This window comes from Pseudarthrobacter sp. MDT1-40-2, assembly GCF_059383595.1.
This window is the reverse complement of sequence record NZ_JBWZCL010000001.1, coordinates 239774-263862: the sequence shown is the minus strand read 5'-3', so window position 1 is coordinate 263862 and position 24089 is coordinate 239774. Positions and strand designations below refer to the sequence as shown.

Sequence of the window (24089 nt, the reverse complement as noted above, 5' to 3'; positions counted from 1 at the left end):
ACCGGTGCAGCCTTTGTGGAGAACGGATCTGTACCGTTCGGAGCGGGTGAGCTACGGGGGTTGAACCCGCGACCTCCTGGACCACAACCAGGCGCTCTGCCAACTGAGCTAAGCCCACCATGTGCCACGCCAAGACCGCCGAAGATCAACTGTCCGGAAAGGCAACGTCAAATAGTTTACCTGCTGTTTGAGGGAACTTTGACCACTTTGGTGCTTTTGCGGCAAATTTCCCCGCGAACGTGGCGCAGATTACTCTCCGGCGCAACCGGCAAAACCTGCTGTCCTGCTGGCTTAATCCTGCGCGGAAGCGGAAATCCGGCGGGAGATGGCCTGTGCTGTGGCAGAGTCAGGGCCCGGTGCCGGCACGAAGACCGCCTCGCGGTAATAGCGCAGTTCATTGATGGAGTCCCGGATGTCTCCCAGCGCGCGGTGGCCGCCATGCTTGGGCGGCGACTGGAAGTACGCGCGGGCGAACCAGCGGCGGGACAGTTCCTTGATGGTGCTGACGTCAATCACCCGGTAGTGGAGATGCTCGACGACGGCAGGCATGTCCCGTGCCAGGAACACCCGGTCAGTGCCGACGGAGTTACCGCCCAGCGGAGCACGCCGGGGATCCGGTACCCACTTCTCGATGTATTCGAGCACCGCGGCTTCGGCTTCCGCCATGGTCTTGCCATGCGGAAGTTCCTCCAGCAGGCCGGACGTGGTGTGCATCTCCCGCACAAAGTCGCTCATCTGGGCCAGGGCGGCATCAGTGGGCTTGATGACGACGTCCACACCGTCCCCCAAAATGTTCAGTTCAGAGTCCGTCACCAGGGCGGCCACTTCAATCAGGGCGTCATTGCGGGCATCAAGCCCGGTCATTTCGCAGTCAATCCAGACGATGCGTTCATTAGTTATAGGCACCCCGTCAGCCTACCGGCATCGGCTGTCGCGATGCCTCCGAAAGGTGTGCCACCAGCGGCCGGAATTGCACCGGCTGATATAATCACCAAGTCCGTTGAACCACTCCTCGAGTCTGTTCCGGCGCCGCTTCGACTACGTACCAGAAGGACTCGACCCATCATGAAGGCACGCGGTTCAAGCTCCGACGAGTCTGCCGTCGTGCCTTCCAAAGCCCATGTAGCCATCGTCCAGGGCTTCATCGGGTCCCTGATGATGCTGGTCGGCTCCATCGGCGCGGGCTGGATTGCCAACGGCTCCCCGATGATCCGGCACTGGCTTGTGATTGCGCTGCGCACGGAGGGGTGGGGCGTCACCGTGTCTACTGTCCTGCTGACCGTGGGTGCGATGCTCCTGACCCGCTCATGGCTGCGGCTCGGCCAGCGCCTGAAGGACTGGGGTGAAGGTTCCCTGCGCTCCGTGGTGGCAGCTGTAGCTGCCTGGTCCGCGCCCATGATGTTCGCGGTTCCCATCTACTCCCGCGATGTCTACGCGTATACAGGCCAGGGGCGGCTGGTGCTTGAGGGCCAGGACCCCTACAACACCGGGATCAGCACGCTCAGCAACTGGTTCTCGCTCGGTGCTGATCCGGCGTGGGCGGAAGCCAAAACCCCATACGGCCCCTACTTCCTCTGGCTCGCGCGCCTGGTTGTCCAGGTGACAGGGGCGCAGCCGGATTTTTCGGTGCTGCTGTTCCGCGTGCTGGCGGGGATCGGCGTCGTACTTTGCGTTGTTTATGTTCCCAAGCTTGCTGAACTCCATGGCGTGAGCGGCGCCCGGGCGCTGTGGATCGCTGTAGCGAACCCGCTGTTCCTGATCAGCTTCGTGGCCAGCGCCCACAACGATGGATTGATGGTGGGCCTCGCTGTTGCCGGTGTTTACGCGGCGGCCACCGGCAGGCACGTGCTGGGCATCCTGCTGGTGACGGCCTCGATCGGGATCAAGCCCATCACCATCCTGCTGCTGCCGTTCCTCGGACTGATGTGGGCAGGTCCCGGTGCCTCACTGCTGCGCCGGTTCCTCTTCTGGGGCGCCACCGCCGGAATCAGCTTGGTGGTGCTGGTGCTGAGCGGCATTCCATACGGCCTGGGGCTGGGCTGGACGTGGGCCATCCTGGATCCCACGCCCGGCTACACGGGGTATTCCCCCTCCGGGCTGATCGGGCAGCAGGTTGAATGGCTGGCCAACGGTTTGGGACTGCCGGGACGTGATATGGCCAGCGTGCTTCGCAGCGGCCTGAAGTTGCTGAGCATCGCTCTGGTGCTGGTTCTCATGTTCCGTGGCTCGTACCCGCTGCTGGTCCGGCGCCTGGCACTGGCGTTCGGCGCCATAGTCATGCTCGCGCCGATTATTCAGCCCTGGTATGTGCTCTGGTTCATCCCGTTCCTGGCCGTCACCGGCATCCGCAATGACTGGCAGATCAAGTCGCTGTACATCGTCATCACGTTCTTTGTGGTGTTTGGCGCCCAGGACCAGTTGTCCGTCTGGTCCTTCGTGGAACTGAACGTATCGGCGTCGTCCCTTGCCTCGGTGATCACACTGGCATTCACCGTCTACCTTTTGGTCTTTGACCCGCACACCCGGAAGCTGCTGGTGGAAGGCAAGCCCCAAACGTGGCTCCAGGCGCGGAACAAGGTAACCCTTCCCTAGCCCCTGCCTCGACCGTGCATCCGGTGGACCTGTACAGCGGGCATCAGGTGTGACCCGGTGCGGTCAGGCCGTTGCCAGGCGCCCGGCGCGTGCCCTTCTGCCCAGTTCCAGGGTGCGCTGGACGGACCACCAGAGCAGCACCACCAGAAGCACGTTCCGCGCGGTCAGGACGGCTGCCATCAGCGGATTGGCGTGGATCAGAGGCGTGTAGAACAACGGATAGATGATGAACGTGGCCATCGCTATGCCCATCAGCAAAGCCGCAGGGACTTTCCATCGGTGCCAGTCATGGGTGAGCCCGGCAATAACCACAGGCGCCAGCCAGATGATGAACTGGGGCGAGCCAACCTTGTTGAAGACCACGAAGGCAGTGGTCATCAGCAGCGCTCCTTCGAGGAACAGTTCCTCGCGTTCGGCGCCGTTCCGGAGCGCCCAGGCCAGCAGGACAGCTCCACCAATGGCTGCGAGGATCAGCAGCGGCTGCATCAGCGTCGCAGCTACCGTGGCACCCGGGCCATAGACCTCCGTGGAATTGATGGCGACGTTGTCAGCGATGCGGGAATCTGCAATGCCCAGGACGCTGAGCCATACCCAGGGGGTGGAGAATGTGGCCTCCAGTTGCATGCCGCGCTCGCCCTGGTTGGTCAGGAAGTCCAAAAGATGCGCGGCGCCACCGGAAAGCCAGGTGCCGGCCGCAACCACTGCCGTCACAGCGACGCCGGACAGGAAGATCTGCACCCGCCTGCGGCTGGCGATCATGACAGGTACAAGGACCGCCGCGGGCCACACCTTGATCCAGGTGGCGATACTCAGGAGTACACCGGCCACCACCGGCCTGTGCGCCGCCACCAGCAGTGCCACCAGGACGATGGGTCCGGTGATTCCCTCAACTCGCGCAAAGCTCAGGTAGCCCATAAATATCGTGAAGAACAGCCACCACCATGCCGGAGCTATACCGGCCACCCGGCGTGTTCCGGACGTAAGGAACGCAAGGGCCGCAGCATTCAGTGCTGTGATGATCAGCGTCCAGACCAGCAGGTAAGCGTCCGGGCCGGCAATGTTGGCCAGGAAGATGGGCAGTTGGGCAAGGACGGGATAGACCCAGGGGCTGATCTTGCCGTCAAGGTCTTCAGGGTTGTATCCGGCGGTAGCCCACTGGCGGTACTGCTCCGTATCAGAGAAAGTCCCGCCGTTGAGGAAGAAGCTGGCCATCCAGGCAAGGAAGTACACGTGGACGACGGCGAATCCCCACCAGACGCTGGAGCGCCGGGTGAACCATCGGACTGCTGCCGGCGGCAGAACAGCGTCACGGGCGCGAACCAGCCGTTCGAAAAATGAGACAGGAATTTCAGGACTCCTTGAGTGCGGGGTGTGCTGTTTCTGCGGCGGGTTGCTTGCGGCCCAGCAGGTACAACCGCCGCAGTGACCAGCCGAACAGCACAACCAGCAGGACGTTGCGCAAGGTAAGGACCAGTGCCATGGCCGGGTTGTTGTGGCTCAGGGCATCGTAGAACAACGGGTAGATGCAGAACGTCGCCAGCCCGATGACGATCAGCATGGCCGCCGGTACCCGCCATTCCCTGAAGGAGTGAGCCAGCCCGACAGCAACGGCAGGAGCAAGCCACACCATGAACTGTGGCGACCCTACTTTGTTGAAGACCACGAAAGCTGTGGCCATGGTCAGCGAGCCGGCGAGCAGGAGTTCGGTCCGGTCCACGCCGCCGGACCGGTTGCCGTTGTGCAGTGCCCAAAAGGTCAGGCCCGCTACCAGCAGGGCCGCGACGATCAGCAGCGGCTGCATCAGCGCGGCCATCAGGGTGGTGCCCGGGCCGTCAACCTGCATCGAATTGATGTCCGTGTTCATGTACATACGGGAATCGCCAATGCGAAGGACGGAAAGCCACAGCCAGGGCGTGGTGAAAGTTGCCTCCAGCTGCATCCCGCGTTCACCCTGCTGCGTGAGGAAGTTCAGCAGTTTGGGCAGTGAACCGATCGACGCCGCCAGACCCACTACCAGGGTTGAAACCACCACTCCGGCGAGCACGATCTGCAGCCGGTTTTTCACCACGGTAAACAGCGAAAGCATGACGGCGGCGGGCCAGACTTTTATCCACGTTCCGATAGCCAGGAGCACACCGGCCACGAACGGGCGCTTAACGCCGTAAGCCAAGGCGATCAGCACCAGGGGAGCAGTCAGTCCGTCCACGCGTGCGAAGCCCAACCAGCCCAGGAGGAGGACGAAGGACAACCACCACCAGCCGGCAGCAAGGGCGGCGGCATTTCGTCCCCAGTCAGTGAGCTTGCCCAGCGCGATCCCGTTCAGGACGGTAGTCATCAGGACCCACAGGAGAAAGTAGGGCCCCGAACCTGCGACGCCGGCGAGGTACAGCGGGATCAGCGCCAGGATCGGATAGACCCAGGGGCTGGGGCCGCCGGACAACCGGTCGTCGTCGAATCCGGCTGCTGCCCACTCCCGGTAGATGAAAGTATCGCTGAACGCCTCGCCCCTGAGGGAGAGAATCAGTGCGAAGGTGAGGAACCCGGCGTGGATGAGGATAAATCCCCAGAGAAGGCCCCGCGGGGTCAGCAGGGCGCGTTCCCAGCTGTCCGGGAGGACCCTCCGCCGGAACCGGGTGAGTGCACTGAAGAAAGAATCGGCAGAGATGGGAGGCGTCCTTCTCGGTTGGCGACGGCAGCCCGCAGGCCCAGTCTGTTGTGTGACAGCAAAGATGGCGGCCGGCTGCCGGAAGGCGCCGGGACGTGTCCATGGTATCCCGGCAGCGTGCAGTGCCCCGGTGCTAGAGTGGCATTATTCCCCAGCAGGCGGCGGATCCACAGGTGTTTCCCGGCCACGGACAAAACTCGGACAGGGCAAATCATTCATGGTGTCGTCGGATGTGCGCAATCCGGGAGCAGGAGGTTCGGTGATTTCGACTGAACGCAAAAGCACCCGGGACCCCTTCACTCAATCGCTGATGGCGGAATCCCGCTCCACCATCCTCCAGGGCCTTCTCGGCTCGGTGCTGATGGCCCTGGCCTCGGTAGGACTGGGATGGTTGGCAGGCAGCAGCGGGCTGATCCGGACTCCGTTGTTCATCTTCGCCCGCACATCTCCCTTCGCCGTCATCGTTTCCACCATCATGCTGTGCGTAGGCGCCCTCCTCCTTTTGCGCGCCTGGCTTCGACTGGCCCAGCGGGTGGGGGACTGGGACCCGCGCTGCAGTCCCGTGCTGATGCGTGCATTCTGGATGTGGACGCTGCCCCTGATGGTGTGCCTGCCCTTGTTCAGCCGTGACGTGTACGCCTACATAGGCCAGGGACGGCTGATGACTCATGGCCTGAACCCTTACACCGATGGCATCTCGGCCCTTCCCAACTACTACAACCTGGGCCCTGACACCCTGTGGACCGAGGCGCCCACCCCTTACGGTCCGCTGTGGCTCTGGATTGAACAGGCATCAGTGGCCATCAGCTTCGAAATTCCCGAGATAGCCATCATCCCCTTCCGGCTTGCCGTGCTCGTGGGCCTGGTCCTGCTGGCGGTTTACGTGCCCAAGCTGGCGGCCCTCAACGGGTTTAACCCGCAGCGGACGCTGTGGCTGGTGGCACTGAACCCGGTTGTCCTGATCAACTTCATCGCCAGCGCCCACAACGACTCCCTCATGCTTGGCCTGTGCATGGCCGGCATCTATTTCACTGCAATCAAACGCCCCATCCTCGGCATAGTCCTGGTCACGGCATCGATCGCCATCAAGCCGATCACGCTGATCGCCCTGCCCTTCGTTGGCCTGCTCTGGGCGGGCCATAAGGCAGGCTGGTCCCGGCGCTTCCTGTGCTGGACGGGGACTTTGGCGATTTCGATGGGCCTCCTGGCTGTGGCAGGCCTGGTGAACGGCCTCGGTTTCGGCTGGATCGGAGCCCTCCAGACTTCCAGTTCCGTGTGGATCTGGTATGCCCCCGTGGGGCTTCTGTCCCATCTCCTGGGTTTGATCACCGGTTTCCTCGGCCTACCGGGGGAGGGCGTCATCGACGCTGTGCAGATGGTGGGGACCGTTGCGTCCATCCTGATCGTCATCTGGCTGACCCTTCGCCCGGCGAATACTGGCCCGCTGGGAATCCGGCAGTGGCCCTCCGGGTTCTTCCCGAAGCTTTCCGGCCGACTCCCCGGCGTCCTTGCCGGCGGCACTCCCGGCGGTTCTGCCGGCTTGCTTTCAGAGACTGACTACCGCCTCGTCATGGTGCGCCGGACCGCCTGGGCGTTCACCGGCGTCGTGTTCCTGGCGCCCATGATCCAGCCCTGGTACATGGTCTGGCTGTTGGCGTTGTTCGCGGTGGGCGGCATCAAGGACGGCTGGCAGTTGCGGGTTGTTTTCTATCTGACCACTTTCTTCGTGCTGATCGCGCTGACCGACCAGCTCAGTGTTTTCCGATGGATTCCGATCGGGTTGGTACGCGCCGTAGCGATCGCGGTCGGCGTGTCCATGGCCGCCTACCTGATGTTCTTTGATGCAAAAACACACGTGCTGTTCCGGCAGCAGCGGAAGGCTTGAGGGATTCGATCCATGAATGTACCGGCAGGGCTGTCCGAGTGGAACCGCGCCCACCTTGTCCCTGGACTCTGCTCGGTCACGCTGCGCGGGTCATCGGTGCGTGAGGTCGCCGCAATCACCGCCGACGCCGGGCTGGCAGGCATCGAATGGGGAACAGACGTGCATGTGGTTGATGAAGCCACTGCCGAGGAAGCAGCCCAGGCGTCAGCGGATGCCGGGCTGGCGGTGTTGTCCCTGGGGTCTTACTACCGGCTGGGCTCCGGGGAGGACTTTTCAGCGCTCGCCGGATTGGCTGTCCGTGCGGCGGCGCCACGGATCCGGGTGTGGGCAGGAACACTGGCCAGTGCTGACTCCGATGAAGCGCACCGGCGCAACGTCGTAGCGGACGGGAAGCGGATTGCGGGAATGGCAGGGGAGCACGGGCTGTCCATTGCTTTGGAGTATCACGGCGGCACCCTGACGGACACTCCGGAAGGAACAGTCAGTCTCCTGGAGGCCATCGGCAAGGAAAACGTGGGAACTTACTGGCAGCCCGCCGTCGGACTTTCCGACCAGGATGCGCTGGCCTCGCTGCGCCAGGTACTGCCATTCCTGCTGGGCGTCCACTGCTTTTCCTGGTGGCCGGGGACTGAGCGGCTGCCGCTGGAAGCGCGCGAAGAACTGTGGGAGTCCGTGGCAGCGGTACTTCACGAGGACAGCATGCAACTGGACCTGATGCTGGAGTTTGTCCGGGATGACCTGCCCGCGAACCTGTTGCGCGATGCGGATTTCCTGAACCAGGTGGTGCTGCGGGAGGACTAGGCGGTCCAGGCCATCCGTCGAAGCCAGTCAGCGCAGAGGCCTGTCCACTGTTCTGTGCCGGCTTCGGCCTTTGCGAGTCCGAGGCCGTGCCTGCCCTGCGGAAAGACGTGAAGTTCCACAGGAACTCCGGCCGCGGCCAGTGCCGCCGCATAACCCAGGCTGTTGGATACCGGTACTGCTGCGTCCTCCGCGGTGTGCCAGAGGAAGGCAGGTGGCGTGCCGGGGTTGACGTTGCGCTCCGCGGACAACGCCGCTGCCAGTTCGCTCCGGGCAGGTGAAGTCGACCCGGTTTCCGGCCCCAGCAGATTGTCGATGGATCCCTGGTGGCTGTTGTCCAGGAAAGAAATAACCGGGTAGCACAGGATGCTCAGATTCGGTGCCGTGGCGGGAACATCCAGCATGGCGTCGCCGGTCTCGACCCCGGTGGACAACGTGGCAGCCAGATGGCCGCCGGCTGAGAAACCCAGGACGCCCACCCTGGCAGGGTCCACGGCCAGCCCATGGGAGCCCTGCCGGATCCAGAGCATGGCCGATTTGGCATCTTCCAGCGGAGCGGGGTGCCGCTCCGGGGCAACCCGGTACCGCAGCACAAAAGCATGAATTCCGAGCGAGGCCAGCCAGTGGCCCACCGGCTCCGCTTCGTGGTCCGCCTGGTGGCCGTAGCCTCCGCCGGGCAGGATCAGTATGGCCGGCGCGGGTGTTGGCGCAGTGGCGGTGCCCGGGGCGCTGATGCCTGCAAGGGGTCCTGCTGCCGGGATGACAGTCAGCCCGCTGGGCTGTGCTCGTGTCCGGGATGTGGCGTCAATGGTCATGAAGGGTCCTTACAGAATGGGAGGTTCGGTGCTGTGGCGCAAGATGACTTCGCCCTGAACAGAGAGGGTTGCCTGCCCATTGAGCGTCGAACCGGCACCCCTGGTTGCAGCCCTGCCGATTTCTTCGAGCGGCAGGTGCACCGTGGATAGTTCCGGGCGGAAATCACGCAGCGTTTCAATGTCGTCGAAGCCGGCGATTGCTGCGTCCTGGGGGATCCGCAGGCCTGCCGAGCGTAGGGCGCCGGCCATCCCGATGGCCATCACATCGTTGACGGCGAAAATGCAGAGCCGGGCGGCCGCAGCAGCTGAGGATGCCTGCTCCCTCTCCCTGCTCTCCCTGATACGGCGGGCAACAGCTACTCCAGCGTCATAACCACCGGAGCGGTTGAAGTCCCGGCGCAGGACCTCTGCGGCCGGCCGTCCGGCAGCGGCCAGGCCACGCTGGAAACCCCGGATGCGGTCATCGGAGGTGAACAGCCCTTCAGGGCCGCCGATAATCAGGAATTCACCCTTGTGTTTGCTGGCCAGTTCTGACGCCAGGGCCGCGGCCAGGTCCTCATTCGGAACGCTGACCACGTGGTAACCCTGGGCCGTCGATGCTCCCACCACGGGGTGACCGACGACGGCGACCTGTCCGCCGTTGCGGCAGTAACGGTCCAGTTCCGCGGCAAGTTCGTTGTTTGCTTCTTCATCGCCGGCCCTGGCCGAGCGGGAACCGGCGATCACTATCGAGTCAGCCCTGCGCGCTGCAAAGGCCGCCACGGCCTCTTTTTCCTCGTGGGGACCGCCGGCCGTGGTGGCAAGGAGCACCATTCGGTCCTGTAGCCGGGCTTCTTCCTGTACGCCGCGGGCGATAGCAGCGAAGTAGGGATCGGCAATGTCATGGACAATCAGGCCGATCAGGCCCGAGCTGGACTTGGCCAGTCCCTGGGCCTGGGCATTGGGGATATAGCCGAGGGAGTCAGCGGCTTTGCGCACGCGTTCGGCAATGTCGGGTCCGGGCTTTCGCGCGGACCCGTTGAGGACGCGGGAGGCGGTGGCTGGCGAAACCCCGGCCAGTCGCGCGACCTCTGTGAGGGTGCTTGCTGCCACCGGAGTCTCCTTTGCCCACTGGATTGGTTCGAGCACCAGTATGGCAGTGAGGGAATGCTTTCGGAAAGCGCTTGCCAAACTCCGGGCCGACAAGGCATGATGAAAACCATTGGGAATGCGCTTTCCCATCAGACCTAGCCTTATAGCTTGAGTAACACTGCTCAACTCACCGTGGAGGACCCATGAGCCTGGAAACAAAGACCATCCGTATCGCCATGAACGGCATCACCGGACGAATGGGTTACCGCCAGCACCTGCTGCGTTCAATCCTGCCCATCCGCGACGCAGGGGGTTTCACCCTCGCGGACGGCACGCGGGTACAGGTTGAGCCGATCCTGGTAGGCCGCAACGAGGCGAAGATCCGTGAGCTTGCGGAACTCCACAAGGTTTCCGAATGGACCACGGACCTTGATTCAGTCATCAACGATCCGTCCGTGGACGTCATCTTCGATGCCTCGATGACCAGCCTCCGCGCCGCCACGCTCAAGAAGGCCATGCTGGCGGGCAAGCACATTTTCACCGAGAAGCCCACGGCCGAAACCCTCGAAGAGGCTATCGAACTGGCCCGTATCGGCAAGGAAGCCGGCGTAACGGCAGGCGTTGTGCACGACAAGCTGTACCTGCCGGGCCTGGTCAAGCTCCGCCGCCTGGTTGATGAAGGCTTCTTCGGCCGCATCCTTTCCATCCGCGGTGAGTTCGGCTACTGGGTCTTCGAAGGCGATGTCCAGGCCGCGCAGCGTCCGTCCTGGAACTACCGCAAGGAAGACGGCGGTGGGATGACCACCGACATGTTCTGCCACTGGAACTACGTCCTCGAAGGCATCATCGGCAAGGTCAAGAGCGTCAGCGCCAAAACCGCCACCCACATCCCCACCCGCTGGGACGAGGCAGGCAAGGAATACAAGGCCACGGCCGACGACGCCTCCTACGGCATCTTCGAGCTGGAGACCCCCGGCGGCGATCAGGTTGTTGGCCAGATCAACTCCTCCTGGGCCGTTCGTGTCTACCGCGATGAACTGGTGGAGTTCCAGATCGACGGCACCCACGGTTCCGCTGTTGCCGGCCTGAACAAGTGCGTCGCGCAGCAGCGCGCCCACACCCCCAAGCCGGTGTGGAACCCGGACCTTCCCGTCACGGAATCCTTCCGCGACCAGTGGCAGGAAGTCCCGGCGAATGCCGAACTGGACAACGGCTTCAAGCTGCAGTGGGAAGAATTCCTGCGCGACGTCGTGGCCGGCCGCGAACACCGCTTCGGCCTGCTCTCCGCAGCCCGTGGTGTGCAGCTTGCCGAGCTGGGCCTGCAGTCCAACGACGAACGCCGCACCATCGACATCCCGGAGATCGCGCTCTGATGACTTCCCTGATCCTTCCTTCAAACGACGGCGGCACCCGCGAGTACCGTCTGCAGGGCGGCGTCTCGTGGGCCCGTCCCACTGCTCCGTTGACTGCCCGCCGCGCCTACGCCGCAGCACACGTCATCCCCGAGGTCCTGGCGGACAACACCCCCGGCGCTCCTGCCCGGCTCGATTGGGATGCCACCATGGCTTACCGGCACGAACTCTGGTCCTATGGCCTGGGCGTTGCTGATGCCATGGACACGGCCCAACGCGGCATGGGCCTGGACTGGGCTGCCACCCAGCAGCTCATCAAGCGGACCGGCGTGGAAGCCGCCTCGGTAGTGGCTTCCGGCAACGCTGCCACGGCCGGAAAGAGCGTCCGGGACCTGGTTTCCTGCGGTGCCGGTACGGACCAGCTGGATATCGAGGCTCTGCCTGCTGGCGATGCCGGCATCAGCGCAGTCATCGAGGCCTACCGCGAGCAGATCGCGGTGGTCAGCGAGGCCGGCCCCAAGGTCATCCTCATGGCGTCCCGCGCCCTGGCCAAGGTGGCCAGGGGCCCGGAGGACTACCTGCTGGTCTACTCCACCCTGCTCCAGGAAGTCGACCAGCCGGTGATCCTGCACTGGCTGGGCACCATGTTCGATCCTGCTCTCGCCGGCTACTGGGGCTCCGACGATGTTGCAACCGCCACCGATACCTTCCTTGGCCTGATCCGGGACAATGCAGACAAGGTGGATGGTGTTAAGGTTTCGTTGCTCGATGCCAGCCACGAGGTTGCGCTGCGCGCGGTGCTCCCGGAGAACGTCCGCCTCTACACCGGGGACGACTTCAACTACCCGGAACTGATCGACGGCGACGGCAACCACCACTCGGATGCCTTGCTGGGTATCTTCGCGGCCATCTACCCGGCGGCTTCGGTCGCTTTGCAGAACTACGATAACGGCGACGCTGCCAAGGCCCGGGAGATCCTGGATTCCACCCGGGAGCTGGGCAAGCACATCTTCAGCGCGCCAACGTTCTACTACAAGACCGGGATCGCCTTCATGTCCTGGTTGAACGGCCAGCAGCCGGGCTTCCAGATGGTGGGCGGCCTGCACTCCGGCCGCTCCGTCTGCCATCTGGCCACCACGTTCGAACTCGCGGACCGGGCAGGCCTGCTGAAGGACCCGGCCCTGGCAGCGTTCCGGATGTCTGACTACCTGCGCATCAACGGGGTGGGCGTATGACGCCCAAGTCAGAATCCGCAGACTTCTCCCGGCTGGCGATCAACAGCGCCACCACCAAGAAATGGACCCTCGCGCAGGTCGTTGACGGTTGCGTCAGGGCCGGCATTCCTTCGATCGGACCCTGGCGGGACCGCGTTGAGGAAGCCGGCCTGGACAAGGCAGCCCGCCTGATCAAGGATGCAGGCCTGCGCGTCTCGTCCCTGTGCCGTGGTGGGTTCCTTACCGCGGTTGACGCCGAAGGGCAGGCCGCAGCACTCGCGGACAACCGGGCTGCGATCCTGGAAGCCGTGGCACTGGACACCAGGGAGCTTTTCCTGGTGGTCGGCGGCCTGGCACCGGGGGAGAAGGACGTCGTGGCGGCGCGCCAGCGCGTCGCGGACCGCCTCGCCGATTTGGTTCCTTTCGCCGAAGAGAACGGCGTCCGACTGGTGCTGGAGCCGCTGCACCCGATGTACGCGGCGGACAGGGCCTTGATCTCCACTTTGGGCCAGGCACTGGACCTTGCAGCCCCGTTCGATGCTGCTACCGTCGGCGTCGCAGTGGATACCTTCCACGTCTGGTGGGATCCGGAACTGAAGGCACAGATCGAACGGGCAGGCCGCGAGCAGCGGATTGCTTCGTACCAGGTCTGTGACTTCAACATGCCCATCGCGGCAGATCCGCTGCTGTCGCGCGGTTACATGGGTGACGGCGTCGTGGACTTCGCCACGATCGGGTCCTGGGTACGCGATGCCGGTTACACCGGTGACATCGAGGTGGAAATCTTCAACCAGGACATCTGGGATACAGACGGCGATACTGTGCTGGCCACGGTGAAGGAACGCTACGCGGAGCTGGTTCTACCGTACGCCTGAGCCGCCGCGGGCTCTCCTGCGCAGTACGTAAATGGCCCGCACCGCCCTTGTTTTTCCAAGGGGGTGCGGGCCATTTCCGCGTTCGGAATCCGGAGTCCGGCCTACGCTGTGTGGATGGCTGCCCATCTGCGGTAGCGTGCCAGGACCTCAGGGGCGGGGTTCGACGGCGGCAAAGTCACCGCGTCCAGCTGCCAGTCCGCGAACTTCCCGTTCAGGATTCCGGCTGCCTGCCGGGCTGCACCATCCGCTACGTATTCACCGGGCGAGGGCACCACCATTGGGAGTCCCAGCAGTTCGGACGCCGACTGCTGGACGGCTGCGGACTGTGCCCCGCCGCCCACCAGGATGATCCTTTCCGCCTCGACGCCCTGGTCCTGCAGGGCGCGGAGGCCGTCCGCCAGGGAACAAACAACACCTTCGACGGCGGCCCGCGCCAGGTTTTCCGGCGTGTAGTTTTCCCGGGTCATGCCATGCAACGAACCCGTGGCGTTGGGCAGGTTGGGGGTGCGTTCGCCGTCGAAGTACGGCACCAGCGTCAGACCGCCCGCCCCGGTGCCGGCAGCGAGTGCCAGTTCGGTGAAACCCGCCAGGCTGACTCCCAACAGCGCCGCCGTTGCATCGAACACCCGGGTGGCGTTCAAAGTGCAGGCCAAGGGCAAGTAGTGCCCTGTCGCGTCGGCGAAACCTGCCACCAGTCCCGAGGCGTCGGCGGCCGGATGCTCAGATACGGCAAAAACCGTGCCCGAGGTGCCCAGCGACATGACGACATCTCCCACCCTGGCGCCGACACCCAGGGCGGCCGCTGCATTGTCACCGGCGCCGGCAGCGATCAGGCTCCCGCCGGGAGTTTCACCCGCGATTGCCAGCGGATCAAGGACCTGCGGCAATTGCGGCACATGGCCCAGTGATGCTTCCAAGAGTTCCGGCAGATAGTGTCCGGCCGCCGTCGAATAGTAGCCGGTACCGGAGGCATCCGAACGGTCCGTGGCCAGGGCCGCGAATCCTTCAGGACCGCTGCCCGGACCATAACCGGCCAGTCGCCAGGACAACCAGTCATGGGGCAGGCATACGGCAGCGACCCGTGCGGCATGCTCCGGTTCATTGTCCGCCAGCCACTGCAGTTTGGTCAGGGTCAGTGAGGCCACCGGAACCGTTCCCGTGGTGTCAGCCCAGTAGCGGGCCCCCCGGGCCGGATCCCCCTCACCGGCTGCGCGCACAAGGTCTGCCGCCGCCTGGGCACTCCTGGTGTCATTCCACAAAAGCGCTGGCCGGATGACCTCACCTGAGCTGTCCAGCACCACCATGCCGTGCTGCTGGCCTCCGACCGAAATGGCCGCAACGTCATCCAGCCCGCCTGCCTGGCGGACTGCTTCCTGGAGTGCGGTCCACCAGTGGTCCGGATGGACCTCCGTTCCTTCAGGATGCGATGCGCGTCCCTGGCGGACGAGAGCGCCCGAATCAGCGTCCCGGATGACTACCTTGCAGGACTGGGTGGAACTGTCGATACCGGCTACAAGGGGCATGGGCTTTGACCTCAGCGGGCGTTGAGCAGGTGCTCGATGGCGAGCTGGTTGAGCCGGATGAAGGCGAAGCTGCGTTCTGCAGCCGCATTGGCATCGAAGGTTTCGAATGCTGCCGCATCAGCCAGCAGGTCCGCCGCGGTTTCGCCTGTTGCCAGGGTGGACTCGCCGAGCTCGAACACACCGGAGGCGGCAAGCGCTGCCTGGACCTCGGGATCCGCGCGGAAGGCAAGGGCGCGCTCCTTCAGGAGCAGGTACATGGACATGTTCGCTTTGGCTGAGTCCCATACGCCGTCATAGCCATCGGTGCGGGACGGCTTATAGTCGAAGTGGCGGGGTCCTTCATAGCGCGGTCCGCCGTTGGGGAAGCCGTTTTCGAGGAGGTCCACGGTGAAGAACGCGCTGGTCAAATCGCCATGGCCGAACACCAGGTCCTGGTCGTATTTGATGCCCCGTTGGCCGTTGAGGTCGATGTGGAAGAGCTTGCCGGCCCACAGTGCCTGGGCGATGCCGTGGGTGAAGTTCAGGCCCGCCATCTGTTCGTGGCCGGTTTCGGGGTTGAGACCCACAATGTCGCCGTGTTCAAGCTGGGCGATGAAAGCCAGGCCATGGCCGACTGTCGGAAGGAAGATGTCGCCGCGGGGCTCGTTTGGCTTGGGCTCCAACGCGATACGCATCCCATAGCCCTTCTCCTTGATGTAGGCAGCTGCGGTGTCCACGCCTTCCTTCATCCGGTCCAGGGCTGCGGACAGGTCCTTCGAGCCGTCGTATTCGCTGCCTTCCCGGCCGCCCCACATAACGAATGTCTCAGCGCCGAACTCGGCCGCCGAGTCGATGTTGCGCAACACCTTGCTGAGGGCAAAGCGGCGGATGGAGCGGTCGTTGGACGTGAACCCGCCGTCTTTAAAGACAGGATGGCTGAAGAGGTTGGTGGTGACCATCGGTACCTTGAGGCCGGTCTCGGCGAGGGCAGCTTTGAAGTTCTTGAGGATGAGTTCACGCTCGGAGGCCGTGGCATCGAAGGGAACCAGGTCATTGTCATGGAACGTGATGCCGTAGGCGCCGAGTTCGCTCAGCTTATGCACTGCCTCCACGGGGTCCAGGGCTGCGCGGGTGGCTACGCCGAACGGATCGGCTCCGGTCCAGCCGACGGTCCACAGTCCGAAGGTAAAGCGGTCCTGGGGGGTAGGCGTCGTTGTCATGTGTCCTCCATGGGTTGGTTTAGTTGTTTCATACAACTTATTGTTTCAGCTCGGCGCCTGTCAAGGATTTTCACTCCGCTCCGCTGTTCATGTGCTGGTATCGCGTAGGGTCGGTGCTGGAGGTCTGGGTGCAGCCGTGATTGAGTTGGGCGGCCGTGGCTAGTAAGTTGGATTCACCAACAAAAATTTCTTCGTCGAAAGGCAGGCTGTGACGGCTTCCCCGGTCATCCGCTCCGCCGCGAAGGTGTTGCAGGGCGCAGAGGCGGTCAGGCGCAATAACCTGTCATTGATCCTTGGCATGCTCCACCGGAGGGGCCCGCTCTCCCGCGCGCAGCTGACCAGGGAGACGCGCCTGAACCGCTCCACCGTCAGCGCCCTTGTTGGTGAGCTCGGCGATCTTGGACTTGCCTACGAAACGGAACCACCCGCCGTCGGACGTGCGGGCCGGCCCAGCCCGCTGGTCCACCCCAATGAGAAAGTCGCCGCCCTGGCGATTAACCCGGACGTCGACGCCGTGACCGTCGGGTTGGTGGGCCTCGGTGGGCACGTGCACCGCAGGATCCGGTATGAGGCAGCGAGCAGGCCATCGGTGACAGATACAGTGAACATCAGCCGCGCCATTCTGGACGGGATGAAGGCCGATCTGGACGACATGGACCGGATCACCGGAATCGGAGTAGCGGTCCCTGGGCTGGTGCGCTCATCGGATGGGCAGATACTGCTGGCACCGCACCTGCAGTGGGCGGACGAACCGCTGGCTGTTTCGCTCGAGCAGGCGCTTGACCGTCCGGTCCGGGCAGGAAATGACGCCGCACTGGGCTCGCTGGCGGAAAGCATCTACGGTGCCGCCGTCGGCGTTTCCGATGTGATCTACCTGAACGGCAGCGCCAGCGGCATCGGCGGCGGGGTCATTTCGGGGGCCAGGCCGCTGCGTGGCGCTGCCGGGTTTGCCGGCGAGCTGGGGCACACCCTCGTGAAGTCCGACGGCGGAGCCTGCCACTGCGGCAGGCTCGGCTGCCTGGACGCTGAAGTCCGCCTGGAGCGGCTCCTCGAACCGCTCGGCCTTCACCGCGCAGACCAGGACGAGCTGGAACTCGCCATGGGGGAGCGGCCGTCCCGGGAACTCCAACAGGAGGTGGAACGCCAGATCGATCTCCTGGCGGTGGCGCTGACGAATTTCATCAACATCTTCAACCCGGAGATAATCGTGCTCGGCGGATTCCTGGGAACCATCTTTTCCCAGGACCCGGACCGTCTGGTCTCTGCCGTTTCCGGTGCAACCCTTGGCCGGCTGGGGGCGGAAGTCCGGATCAGGCGCGCAGTCCTGGGGTCCGAATTGCTGCTCGTGGGGGCTGCTGAACTGGCGTTTGCCCGGCTCCTGGCCGACCCGGCCGGGGCCTAACAGCACCCCAGGTGCGGGCAGGGTAAACTTCTTGAGGCGTTGGGCATCGTCCGGCGTTCCTGCCCCAGTAGCTCAGGGGATAGAGCAGCGGCCTTCTAATCCGCCGGTCGGGGGTTCGATTCCCTCCTGGGGCACCACGCAGACCAAGGCCTGTTCCTTGGCCTTCGATGTTGAATTCATCTAAGGCCAAGGGCAGGCCTTGCTCAACCCAGCAGTTGAGCTACTCCCTGACCTTCGAGTCCGACATCCAATACAGGGCGGCCGGACGCTGCGATGAGCAGGGCGCTTGCGGTGCCTTTGACTTCAGGGCGGGAGCCTACGCTGAATTTCACATCGGTGGCTACGAGCCGCAAGCCTTGTGCCTTTTCCCTGGCACCGCCCATCTTCACGGTGGTGCCCAGCTGATAGCGGAGGGCCGTGATAGCTGCGTCCGGTGGGTAGCCATGTGCCAGGCCGAGGGGCCGGCGGATGTCCTCACCGTGCACCAGGATCTCAATCAGACGCGAAGCCAGCGGAGCAGGCGCGGAGCTGGTCCGGCGGGACGCGGCAGTGAAAGCGTCCAGGGTGGCGCGGGGATCCGGGCGGCGCTCACGGGCAACACCCTGTTCATTGCTGCGATCGAAGTTAAACCCTGCGCCGGCAAAGCGCTGGAGAAACCCAAATGCGGTGGTCTTTGCATCGTCGACCAGATGTGCCAGCACGTCGTGGACAGTCCATCCCGGACACAGTGACTGGACGTCCCAATCGGCACTCGCAAGAGACTCAAGGTCTTCTAAGAGCGCTGTCCGTTCCGCGTGCACCACAGACCACGTCGCTTTCGCGAATTCCGCCGAACCGTTGGTTTTCCACATAGCGCGATTGACCCCTGTCCCGGTTTTCGGCGTGCCGCCAAGCTGGAGAAACCAGCCGTTACCACTCATAGTAAGGAAACGATCATGACGGACATCATCACTATCAGGGGCTTCGTCGCAACTGACCCCAAGCCTTCGATCACCAAAACAGGGGTGCAGGCGGTCAGCTTCCGCATCGGGTCACCCCTGCAACGCTGGGACACGAGCAGGAACGCCATGGGTATGGACCACATGAACTGGTTCACTGTCCAGGCTTACCGTCAGTTGGCAGGGAATCTGGCGTGCAGCCTCAAGAAGGGCCAGAAGATCATCATCGTGGGCAAAATCAAGAACAGGACCTGGGAGAGGGACGGCCAGAGCCACCTGGAAGCGGAGATTGAAGCGGTCACTGTGGGACACGACCTCAAGCACGGCTCCGCCAGCTACATCAGGACGTCAGATACTCAACCGGGCCACGCCGGTGGCGGTCAGCATGGCAGCAGCCAGGGGTTCGGCGGCTCAGCCCTTCCGGACGGCTATGACGGTCCCGAATTCGCGGACGACGATCCTTACGGCAGTGGTCCCGGGGACGATGCCCAGACCAGTGGCAGCCTTCTCATGCAGGACGAGGAAGGCAACGATATGGCTGTGGACAGGACCACAGGGGAGGTGTCCGCACCGGCGTGATGCCGGCCCACGGGATGGCAGAATGGGCCCATGAATCATTGGGGCGGACGAACAGCACGGCGATTCGCTGGGGCCCTGCCAGCGATGCTGGCAGCATCGGTGCTTATGATGGCGGGCTGCACGGCGGTCGGGACCATCTCGGCGGAACCGCCTTCGCGGACATTGGGTCCCGTCCCGTCAGTGGCGCCGAACGCGGTGGACCAACCAGCCAGCTCCGTTCCGGTACCGCAGGCGGCCGCTGAAACGGCGGCCGCCGTACAGGCTGCCCTTGACGCGCTCGCAGGACAATCCGGGAAACCCGGCACCGAACAGGTACTTAATGCGCTTGCTGCTGCCGGCTTCTCGGGTCCGGGTGTAGAGGTCACCGCCACCCGGACGCCCACCGGTCTGGAGGCCGATGCCGTCGAAGCGGCAGTGCTGGATGGCGGTGACTGCGTCATGGGTCACATCCGCGAGGGCAGCGTCACGGTCACCGTGCTTCCGGTCCTCGCCTCCGGCAGGTGTTTTGTGGGGTCCGTGGTCCAGTGACCGAATGTGAGATATAACCGCTGACCCACTAGATTTGGAAGCATGGCGGAATTTATCTACACAATGACCAATGCCCGTAAGGCTGTTGGCGAAAAACTCATTCTCGATGACGTAAGCATGTCCTTTTACCCGGGCGCCAAAATCGGCGTTGTGGGCCCCAATGGTGCCGGTAAGTCCACCATCCTCAAGATCATGGCCGGCCTGGACCAGCCCTCCAATGGCGAGGCCCGGCTCAGTCCCGGCTACTCAGTGGGCATCCTGCTCCAGGAACCGCCGCTGAATGAGGAGAAAACCGTCCTGGGCAACGTCCAGGAGGGCGTCGGCGAGATCTACGGCAAGATCCAGCGCTTCAATGAGATCTCAGAAGAAATGGCGAACCCTGACGCCGACTACGACTCCCTCCTTGAAGAGATGGGCCAGCTGCAGGAGGCAATTGACGCCGCCGACGCCTGGGACCTCGACTCACAGCTGGAGCAGGCCATGGATGCACTCCGCTGCCCGCCGGCCGATGCCGATGTCACCAACCTTTCCGGTGGTGAGCGCCGCCGCGTCGCTCTCTGCAAGCTCCTGCTCCAGAAGCCGGACCTCCTGCTCCTTGACGAGCCCACTAACCACCTCGACGCCGAAAGCGTCCTGTGGCTCGAGCAGCATCTTTCCAACTACGCCGGCGCCGTCCTGGCGGTCACTCACGATCGCTACTTCCTGGACCACGTGGCCCAGTGGATCGCCGAAGTCGACCGCGGCCACCTCTACCCGTACGAAGGCAACTACTCCACCTACCTGGAGAAGAAGCGCGCCCGCCTTGAAGTCCAGGGCAAAAAGGACGCCAAGCAGGCCAAACGCCTGACCGAGGAACTCGAGTGGGTCCGCTCCAACGCGAAGGGCCGGCAGACCAAGTCCAAGGCGCGTCTGGCACGCTACGAGGAAATGGCAGCCGAGGCAGATCGCACCAGGAAACTGGACTTCGAGGAAATCCAGATCCCGCCGGGCCCCCGCCTGGGCGGCGTGGTGCTCGAGGCCAGGAACCTGCAGAAGGGCTACGACGGCCGTACGCTGATCGACGGGCTGACCTTCACCCTTCCGCGGAACGGCATCGTCGGTGTCATCGGCCCTAACGGCGTTGGTAAGACCACCCTCTTCAAGACCATCGTGGGCCTCGAGCCGCTGGACGGCGGCGAACTGAAGATCGGCGAATCCGTCAAGATTTCCTACGCTGACCAGAGCCGTGGCGGCATCGACCCCAACAAGACCCTGTGGGAAGTCGTGTCCGATGGCAATGACTTCATTCAGGTTGGCCAGGTCGAAATGCCGTCCCGCGCCTACGTGGCCGCCTTTGGTTTCAAGGGACCGGATCAGCAGAAGAAGGCCGGCGTGCTCTCCGGTGGTGAGCGCAACCGGCTGAACCTGGCACTGACCCTGAAGCAGGGTGGCAACCTCCTGCTGCTCGATGAGCCCACCAACGACCTCGACGTCGAGACCCTCTCCAGCTTGGAGAACGCGCTGCTGGAATTCCCCGGCTGTGCTGTGGTGGTATCGCACGACCGCTGGTTCCTGGACCGGGTGGCAACCCACATCCTGGCTTATGAAGGTGATGATGCCAACCCCTCCAAGTGGTACTGGTTCGAAGGGAACTTCGAATCCTACGAGGAGAACAAGGTGGAGCGCCTTGGCCCGGATGCAGCGAAGCCGCACCGTGTCACCCACCGCCGCCTGACCCGCGACTGACAGGGCAGCGAAGACCAGAAACAACGGCAACGGCCGGCATCCTCAGAACGAGGGTGCCGGCCGCTGCCGTACGAGGACCAGGTTCAGCGCGGAACGCGGACCATGCCCTCCTGCGCCACGGACGCTACGTGCTGGCCCGCCTGGTTGAAGATCCGGCCGGTGGCAAGGCCGCGGGCACCCTGGGCGGTGGGGGATTCCTGGACGTACAGCAGCCATTCATCGGCCCGGGCGTCGCGGTGCCACCACATGGCATGGTCCAGGCTGGCCACGCTCATGCCCGGCGTCACCCAGCTCAGGGAGTGGCGGCGAAGGATGGATTCAAGGATCGTGTAGTCGCTGGCATAGGCCAGGGCGGCCCGGTGGAGGTTGGCGTCGTCGGGCAGGGGGCCGAAGGTCTTCATCCATACCGCGTTCTGCGCCGACCTTTGTCCGTTGGCGCTCATGTAGAGGGCAGGATCCACGTGCCGGATGTCAAAGGGCCGCTCGTAGGCCCAGTGCTTGGCAACCGGGTGATCGATCGAGCCCAGCAGTTCGGCTGTGGTGGGCAGCGACTCAGGATCCGGGATCCCCTTCGGGATGTCCGACTGGTGGTCAACGCCTTCGTCTTCCGTCTGGAAGGAGGCGATCATCGATAGGATCGGGGAGCCGTCCTGGTAGGCGTGGACCCGCCGGGCGGAAAAGGAGCGGCCGTCGCGGAGCCGCTCAACACCAAAGGTGATGGGCTTGTTCGCGTCCCCGGGTCGGAGGAAATAGCCGTGCATTGAATGCACCGCCCGGTCCGGGTCGACAGTCCGGGTAGAAGCGACCAGTGACTGCGCCAGTACCTGTCCGCCAAATACACGCTGAAGCGGTTGGCGCTGTGACGGACCAAGGAAGATGTCTTCATTGGTCCGTGCCCCCTCGAGCTCTCCGAGCGTCAGCAGCTCAATCAGGGCCAGAGTGGGATCGCTGCCGGGAACCGGAGGCAGTGGGGCGTTTACTTCAGTCATGGTTTGACTCTAGACGGCGGCCGGGGGCTGCTCAAACGCGCACTGCCGGTAGGGTTCATAGTGTGCCTGACCTCCTGACTCCCTCCCTGACGTTCCCGGATCCGAGCGATCTCACTGACCTGCGCACTTTTGCCACGCGCGCCAAATCGATAGACGACGGCGCCATCCGGCTCCAGGCCTCGGGGTCGGTTCTTGCCGCTTATGTCTGCGTGCTGCGGCCGCGGATCCTGGGCGAAGCGACACCCACTGTCCTGGGGCTGCGGACCATCGCTTTGGCCCGCCCTTCGGACACCGACGTCACAGTGCCTATCGGCGCAGTCCTGGACCGCCTGGCCCGCGCAGGAATGGGCGACGTCGATCTGCCGGTACCGCCGTCGACGGTTACGGAACCGTGGACCGGGGTGAGCGCTCCGCGATCGGGGTGGGCCCGGGTGGGCACACTCCCTGACCCGGTGCTGCGGGCCGCTGCGGAAGCCGGGATAGCCGAAGTCGCCTCGATGGTTCCGGACAACCCGGGAGCACTGATTGTCAACAACGTCCGTGCCACGGTCTGGGGCAGGCCGCTTGCCCTTCCCGGGAACGCGCCTGAAGGTACGGACATTGAGGAAGCCTCCGGGGGACTCCCGGCCGGGGCCGCCTTCGCCGCGCTCACACTGGGCTTCCTGGCAGACGGCGAACAGACGGTTTACCGCGCCGGCCGGTGGTTCAGGCTGAGCGGCGACCGCGGCCATGTACTGGTGCGGACCGGCGCCGGTCTCTAGGAACCGCCGTTTCCCAGCCGGGCTAGGGGCCCGACGGCCTGTTGACCATGGACAGCGCGGCGCGCTCCATGTAGTCCCACAGCGTCCCCTCATAGAGCGGCGGCAGCTCCAGGGCGTCGACGGCCGCGCGCATATGAAAGAGCCAACGGTCCTTTGCTTCCGGCGTCACCGTGAACGGCATATGCCGCATCCGGAGACGGGGATGCCCGCGTTCCTCACCGTAGGTAGTGGGGCCGCCCCAGTACTGCTCCAGGAACATCAGGAAGCGCCGCTTGGCCGGTCCCAGGTCCTCTTCCGGATACATGGGACGCAGCAGCGGATCTTTTGCCACGCCGTCGTAAAACACGTCGATGAGCTTGACGAAGGTCTCATGGCCGCCCACGGCGTCGTAGAAATTGTCCGTGTATCCCGGCTTGCTGAAGGGATCGTTCTGCAGCAACTGCCGGGGCTGCTCAGGCTGGGCGGGTGTGCTCATGGTGCTATTCTCCGGCCTTCTGGTCAGTCTTTTTGTCGTCCATGCCGTGGTTAAGATTGTAGGCGGCCGCCTGATCGGGGCCAGGGCCTGCAGGCTCCGTGACGGGCACGTAGTCGCCCTGCGAACGGTTGCCCACCCGCAGGATTTCGCCATTGCGCAGGTACCAGATGGCGCCGTCCTCCGCGCGGACGCGGGTGATACGCAGGCCCATGGACTCCACAACACCTACCACTTCACTGGTCTCGATGACGTCGCCGATTCCATACTGGTCTTCAATGGTAATAAAAATACCGGCCAGAAAGTCGCGGATCAGCTGCTGGGCGCCAAAACCTATGGCGATACCCAAGATGCCGACGCTGGTCAGCAGCGGGGCTATGTTGACGTCCAGGTTCTGCAGCACATACATGATGGTGATTACCGCGACCAGGACGCCGACGATGCTGTTGAGCAGCGCGCCAATGGTTTCCGCCCTCTGGACCCGGCGCTCGTGGTCCAGTGCCCGCAACGCGGGGGCAACCCATCTGAAATGGGGTTTCTTGAAGAAATTGCTGCCTGAGGCCGCCCGCTTGGTGATCCGGGAAATCACGAACGTTGCCACCAGCCAGACAACTATGCCAACACCAACGCTGATCAAAACTCCGGGGATGCTGACGCCGTCGGGGTCGGCGGCGAGTGGGGTGATCGACAACATGCTCAACATCTG

22 protein-coding genes and 2 tRNA genes are annotated in these 24089 nt (G+C 63.9%); 12 read left to right on the top strand and 12 right to left on the bottom strand.

Features of this window, described 5'->3' with window-relative positions:
* Positions 1-45 precede the first annotated feature (45 nt).
* Positions 46-118: transfer RNA gene (locus tag AC50X5_RS01220), tRNA-His, on the bottom strand.
* Positions 119-291: 173 nt separating this feature from the next.
* Complete coding sequence (gene orn / locus AC50X5_RS01215; RefSeq protein WP_494974370.1) at positions 292-906, bottom strand: oligoribonuclease; 615 nt, start codon at positions 904-906, stop codon at positions 292-294.
* 159 nt (positions 907-1065) lie between these two features.
* On the opposite strand from orn, the gene mptB (AC50X5_RS01210) reads away from it, so the two are divergent.
* Positions 1066-2592 carry a polyprenol phosphomannose-dependent alpha 1,6 mannosyltransferase MptB gene (gene mptB, locus AC50X5_RS01210; RefSeq protein ID WP_494974369.1) on the top strand — a complete coding sequence of 509 codons (1527 nt, stop codon included), beginning with the start codon at positions 1066-1068 and terminating at the stop codon, positions 2590-2592.
* A gap of 63 nt (positions 2593-2655) precedes the next feature.
* On the opposite strand, the gene AC50X5_RS01205 is transcribed toward mptB (AC50X5_RS01210), so the two are convergent.
* Positions 2656-3804, bottom strand: a complete 1149-nt coding sequence (locus AC50X5_RS01205; RefSeq protein WP_494974368.1) for a glycosyltransferase 87 family protein — start codon at positions 3802-3804, stop codon at positions 2656-2658.
* Positions 3805-3940: 136 nt separating this feature from the next.
* Positions 3941-5257: a glycosyltransferase 87 family protein gene (locus AC50X5_RS01200; protein WP_494975195.1), complete on the bottom strand. Its 1317-nt coding sequence runs from the start codon at positions 5255-5257 to the stop codon at positions 3941-3943.
* 259 nt (positions 5258-5516) lie between these two features.
* Between AC50X5_RS01200 and mptB (AC50X5_RS01195) the strand changes: the two genes are divergently transcribed.
* Together mptB (AC50X5_RS01195) and AC50X5_RS01190 are read left to right on the top strand one after the other, a co-directional pair.
* Positions 5517-7142, top strand: a complete 1626-nt coding sequence (gene mptB, locus AC50X5_RS01195; RefSeq protein WP_494974367.1) for a polyprenol phosphomannose-dependent alpha 1,6 mannosyltransferase MptB — start codon at positions 5517-5519, stop codon at positions 7140-7142.
* Between the two features lie 12 nt (positions 7143-7154).
* Complete coding sequence (locus tag AC50X5_RS01190; protein ID WP_494974366.1) at positions 7155-7943, top strand: sugar phosphate isomerase/epimerase family protein; 789 nt, start codon at positions 7155-7157, stop codon at positions 7941-7943.
* On the opposite strand, the gene AC50X5_RS01185 is transcribed toward AC50X5_RS01190, so the two are convergent.
* Both AC50X5_RS01185 and AC50X5_RS01180 read right to left on the bottom strand, forming a co-directional pair.
* Entirely contained in the window at positions 7940-8755 is an 816-nt protein-coding gene (locus tag AC50X5_RS01185; RefSeq protein WP_494974365.1) for an alpha/beta hydrolase, read from the bottom strand. The genes AC50X5_RS01190 and AC50X5_RS01185 overlap by 4 nt on opposite strands.
* Before the next feature lie 9 nt (positions 8756-8764).
* A complete protein-coding gene (locus tag AC50X5_RS01180; RefSeq protein ID WP_494974364.1) occupies positions 8765-9847 on the bottom strand; it encodes a LacI family DNA-binding transcriptional regulator in 1083 nt (360 codons plus the stop codon).
* 182 nt (positions 9848-10029) lie between these two features.
* Between AC50X5_RS01180 and AC50X5_RS01175 the strand changes: the two genes are divergently transcribed.
* From AC50X5_RS01175 to AC50X5_RS01165, 3 genes are read left to right on the top strand one after another with little or no spacing between them, the layout of a single operon-like run.
* Positions 10030-11199 (top strand): Gfo/Idh/MocA family protein, encoded by a 1170-nt coding sequence (locus tag AC50X5_RS01175; protein ID WP_494974363.1) that lies wholly within the window; start codon positions 10030-10032, stop codon positions 11197-11199.
* Entirely contained in the window at positions 11199-12413 is a 1215-nt protein-coding gene (locus AC50X5_RS01170) for a dihydrodipicolinate synthase family protein (RefSeq protein WP_494974362.1), read from the top strand. The genes AC50X5_RS01175 and AC50X5_RS01170 overlap by 1 nt, the downstream gene beginning before the upstream one ends.
* Positions 12410-13267: a sugar phosphate isomerase/epimerase family protein gene (locus AC50X5_RS01165; protein ID WP_494974361.1), complete on the top strand. Its 858-nt coding sequence runs from the start codon at positions 12410-12412 to the stop codon at positions 13265-13267. Before AC50X5_RS01170 ends, AC50X5_RS01165 begins: the two co-directional genes overlap by 4 nt.
* Before the next feature lie 101 nt (positions 13268-13368).
* Here AC50X5_RS01165 and xylB read toward each other — a convergent pair whose 3' ends face one another.
* Together xylB and xylA are read right to left on the bottom strand one after the other, a co-directional pair.
* A complete protein-coding gene (xylB, locus tag AC50X5_RS01160; RefSeq protein ID WP_494974360.1) occupies positions 13369-14790 on the bottom strand; it encodes a xylulokinase in 1422 nt (473 codons plus the stop codon).
* Positions 14791-14801: 11 nt separating this feature from the next.
* On the bottom strand, positions 14802-15989 hold the full coding sequence (gene xylA / locus AC50X5_RS01155) for a xylose isomerase (protein WP_494974359.1): 1188 nt from the start codon (positions 15987-15989) through the stop codon (positions 14802-14804).
* Positions 15990-16197: 208 nt separating this feature from the next.
* Between xylA and AC50X5_RS01150 the strand changes: the two genes are divergently transcribed.
* Positions 16198-17391, top strand: coding sequence for an ROK family transcriptional regulator (locus AC50X5_RS01150; RefSeq protein ID WP_494974358.1), 1194 nt, complete (start codon positions 16198-16200; stop codon positions 17389-17391).
* Positions 17392-17452: 61 nt separating this feature from the next.
* A tRNA-Arg gene (locus tag AC50X5_RS01145) sits at positions 17453-17528 on the top strand.
* A gap of 66 nt (positions 17529-17594) precedes the next feature.
* On the opposite strand, the gene AC50X5_RS01140 is transcribed toward AC50X5_RS01145, so the two are convergent.
* Positions 17595-18242: a maleylpyruvate isomerase family mycothiol-dependent enzyme gene (locus AC50X5_RS01140; RefSeq protein WP_494974357.1), complete on the bottom strand. Its 648-nt coding sequence runs from the start codon at positions 18240-18242 to the stop codon at positions 17595-17597.
* 84 nt (positions 18243-18326) lie between these two features.
* Between AC50X5_RS01140 and AC50X5_RS01135 the strand changes: the two genes are divergently transcribed.
* From AC50X5_RS01135 to ettA, 3 genes are read left to right on the top strand one after another with little or no spacing between them, the layout of a single operon-like run.
* On the top strand, positions 18327-18908 hold the full coding sequence (locus tag AC50X5_RS01135; protein WP_494974356.1) for a single-stranded DNA-binding protein: 582 nt from the start codon (positions 18327-18329) through the stop codon (positions 18906-18908).
* Positions 18909-18938: 30 nt separating this feature from the next.
* Positions 18939-19436, top strand: coding sequence for a DUF6993 domain-containing protein (locus tag AC50X5_RS01130; protein ID WP_494974355.1), 498 nt, complete (start codon positions 18939-18941; stop codon positions 19434-19436).
* Positions 19437-19478: 42 nt separating this feature from the next.
* Positions 19479-21161 (top strand): energy-dependent translational throttle protein EttA, encoded by a 1683-nt coding sequence (gene ettA / locus AC50X5_RS01125; protein WP_463933810.1) that lies wholly within the window; start codon positions 19479-19481, stop codon positions 21159-21161.
* A gap of 83 nt (positions 21162-21244) precedes the next feature.
* Here the strand turns inward: ettA and AC50X5_RS01120 are convergent, their stop codons facing one another.
* A complete protein-coding gene (locus tag AC50X5_RS01120; RefSeq protein ID WP_494974354.1) occupies positions 21245-22150 on the bottom strand; it encodes an acyl-CoA thioesterase in 906 nt (301 codons plus the stop codon).
* A gap of 62 nt (positions 22151-22212) precedes the next feature.
* On the opposite strand from AC50X5_RS01120, the gene AC50X5_RS01115 reads away from it, so the two are divergent.
* On the top strand, positions 22213-22911 hold the full coding sequence (locus tag AC50X5_RS01115) for a DUF8185 domain-containing protein (protein ID WP_494974353.1): 699 nt from the start codon (positions 22213-22215) through the stop codon (positions 22909-22911).
* Between the two features lie 22 nt (positions 22912-22933).
* On the opposite strand, the gene AC50X5_RS01110 is transcribed toward AC50X5_RS01115, so the two are convergent.
* Positions 22934-23386: a globin gene (locus tag AC50X5_RS01110; protein ID WP_494974352.1), complete on the bottom strand. Its 453-nt coding sequence runs from the start codon at positions 23384-23386 to the stop codon at positions 22934-22936.
* Positions 23387-23390: 4 nt separating this feature from the next.
* Positions 23391-24086: a mechanosensitive ion channel family protein gene (locus AC50X5_RS01105; protein WP_494974351.1), complete on the bottom strand. Its 696-nt coding sequence runs from the start codon at positions 24084-24086 to the stop codon at positions 23391-23393.
* Positions 24087-24089 lie beyond the last annotated feature (3 nt).

Coding starts and splice junctions, on each gene's coding strand:
- mptB (WP_494974369.1), top strand. CDS start 1,066: ATGAAGGCACGCGGTTCAAGCTCCGACGAGTCTGCCGTCGTGCCTTCC.
- AC50X5_RS01205 (WP_494974368.1), bottom strand. CDS start 3,804: ATGGCCAGCTTCTTCCTCAACGGCGGGACTTTCTCTGATACGGAGCAG.
- AC50X5_RS01190 (WP_494974366.1), top strand. CDS start 7,155: ATGAATGTACCGGCAGGGCTGTCCGAGTGGAACCGCGCCCACCTTGTC.
- AC50X5_RS01185 (WP_494974365.1), bottom strand. CDS start 8,755: ATGACCATTGACGCCACATCCCGGACACGAGCACAGCCCAGCGGGCTG.
- AC50X5_RS01175 (WP_494974363.1), top strand. CDS start 10,030: ATGAGCCTGGAAACAAAGACCATCCGTATCGCCATGAACGGCATCACC.
- AC50X5_RS01170 (WP_494974362.1), top strand. CDS start 11,199: ATGACTTCCCTGATCCTTCCTTCAAACGACGGCGGCACCCGCGAGTAC.
- AC50X5_RS01165 (WP_494974361.1), top strand. CDS start 12,410: ATGACGCCCAAGTCAGAATCCGCAGACTTCTCCCGGCTGGCGATCAAC.
- xylB (WP_494974360.1), bottom strand. CDS start 14,790: ATGCCCCTTGTAGCCGGTATCGACAGTTCCACCCAGTCCTGCAAGGTA.
- xylA (WP_494974359.1), bottom strand. CDS start 15,989: ATGACAACGACGCCTACCCCCCAGGACCGCTTTACCTTCGGACTGTGG.
- AC50X5_RS01140 (WP_494974357.1), bottom strand. CDS start 18,242: ATGTGGAAAACCAACGGTTCGGCGGAATTCGCGAAAGCGACGTGGTCT.
- AC50X5_RS01135 (WP_494974356.1), top strand. CDS start 18,327: ATGACGGACATCATCACTATCAGGGGCTTCGTCGCAACTGACCCCAAG.
- AC50X5_RS01130 (WP_494974355.1), top strand. CDS start 18,939: ATGAATCATTGGGGCGGACGAACAGCACGGCGATTCGCTGGGGCCCTG.
- ettA (WP_463933810.1), top strand. CDS start 19,479: ATGGCGGAATTTATCTACACAATGACCAATGCCCGTAAGGCTGTTGGC.
- AC50X5_RS01120 (WP_494974354.1), bottom strand. CDS start 22,150: ATGACTGAAGTAAACGCCCCACTGCCTCCGGTTCCCGGCAGCGATCCC.
- AC50X5_RS01110 (WP_494974352.1), bottom strand. CDS start 23,386: ATGAGCACACCCGCCCAGCCTGAGCAGCCCCGGCAGTTGCTGCAGAAC.
- AC50X5_RS01105 (WP_494974351.1), bottom strand. CDS start 24,086: ATGTTGAGCATGTTGTCGATCACCCCACTCGCCGCCGACCCCGACGGC.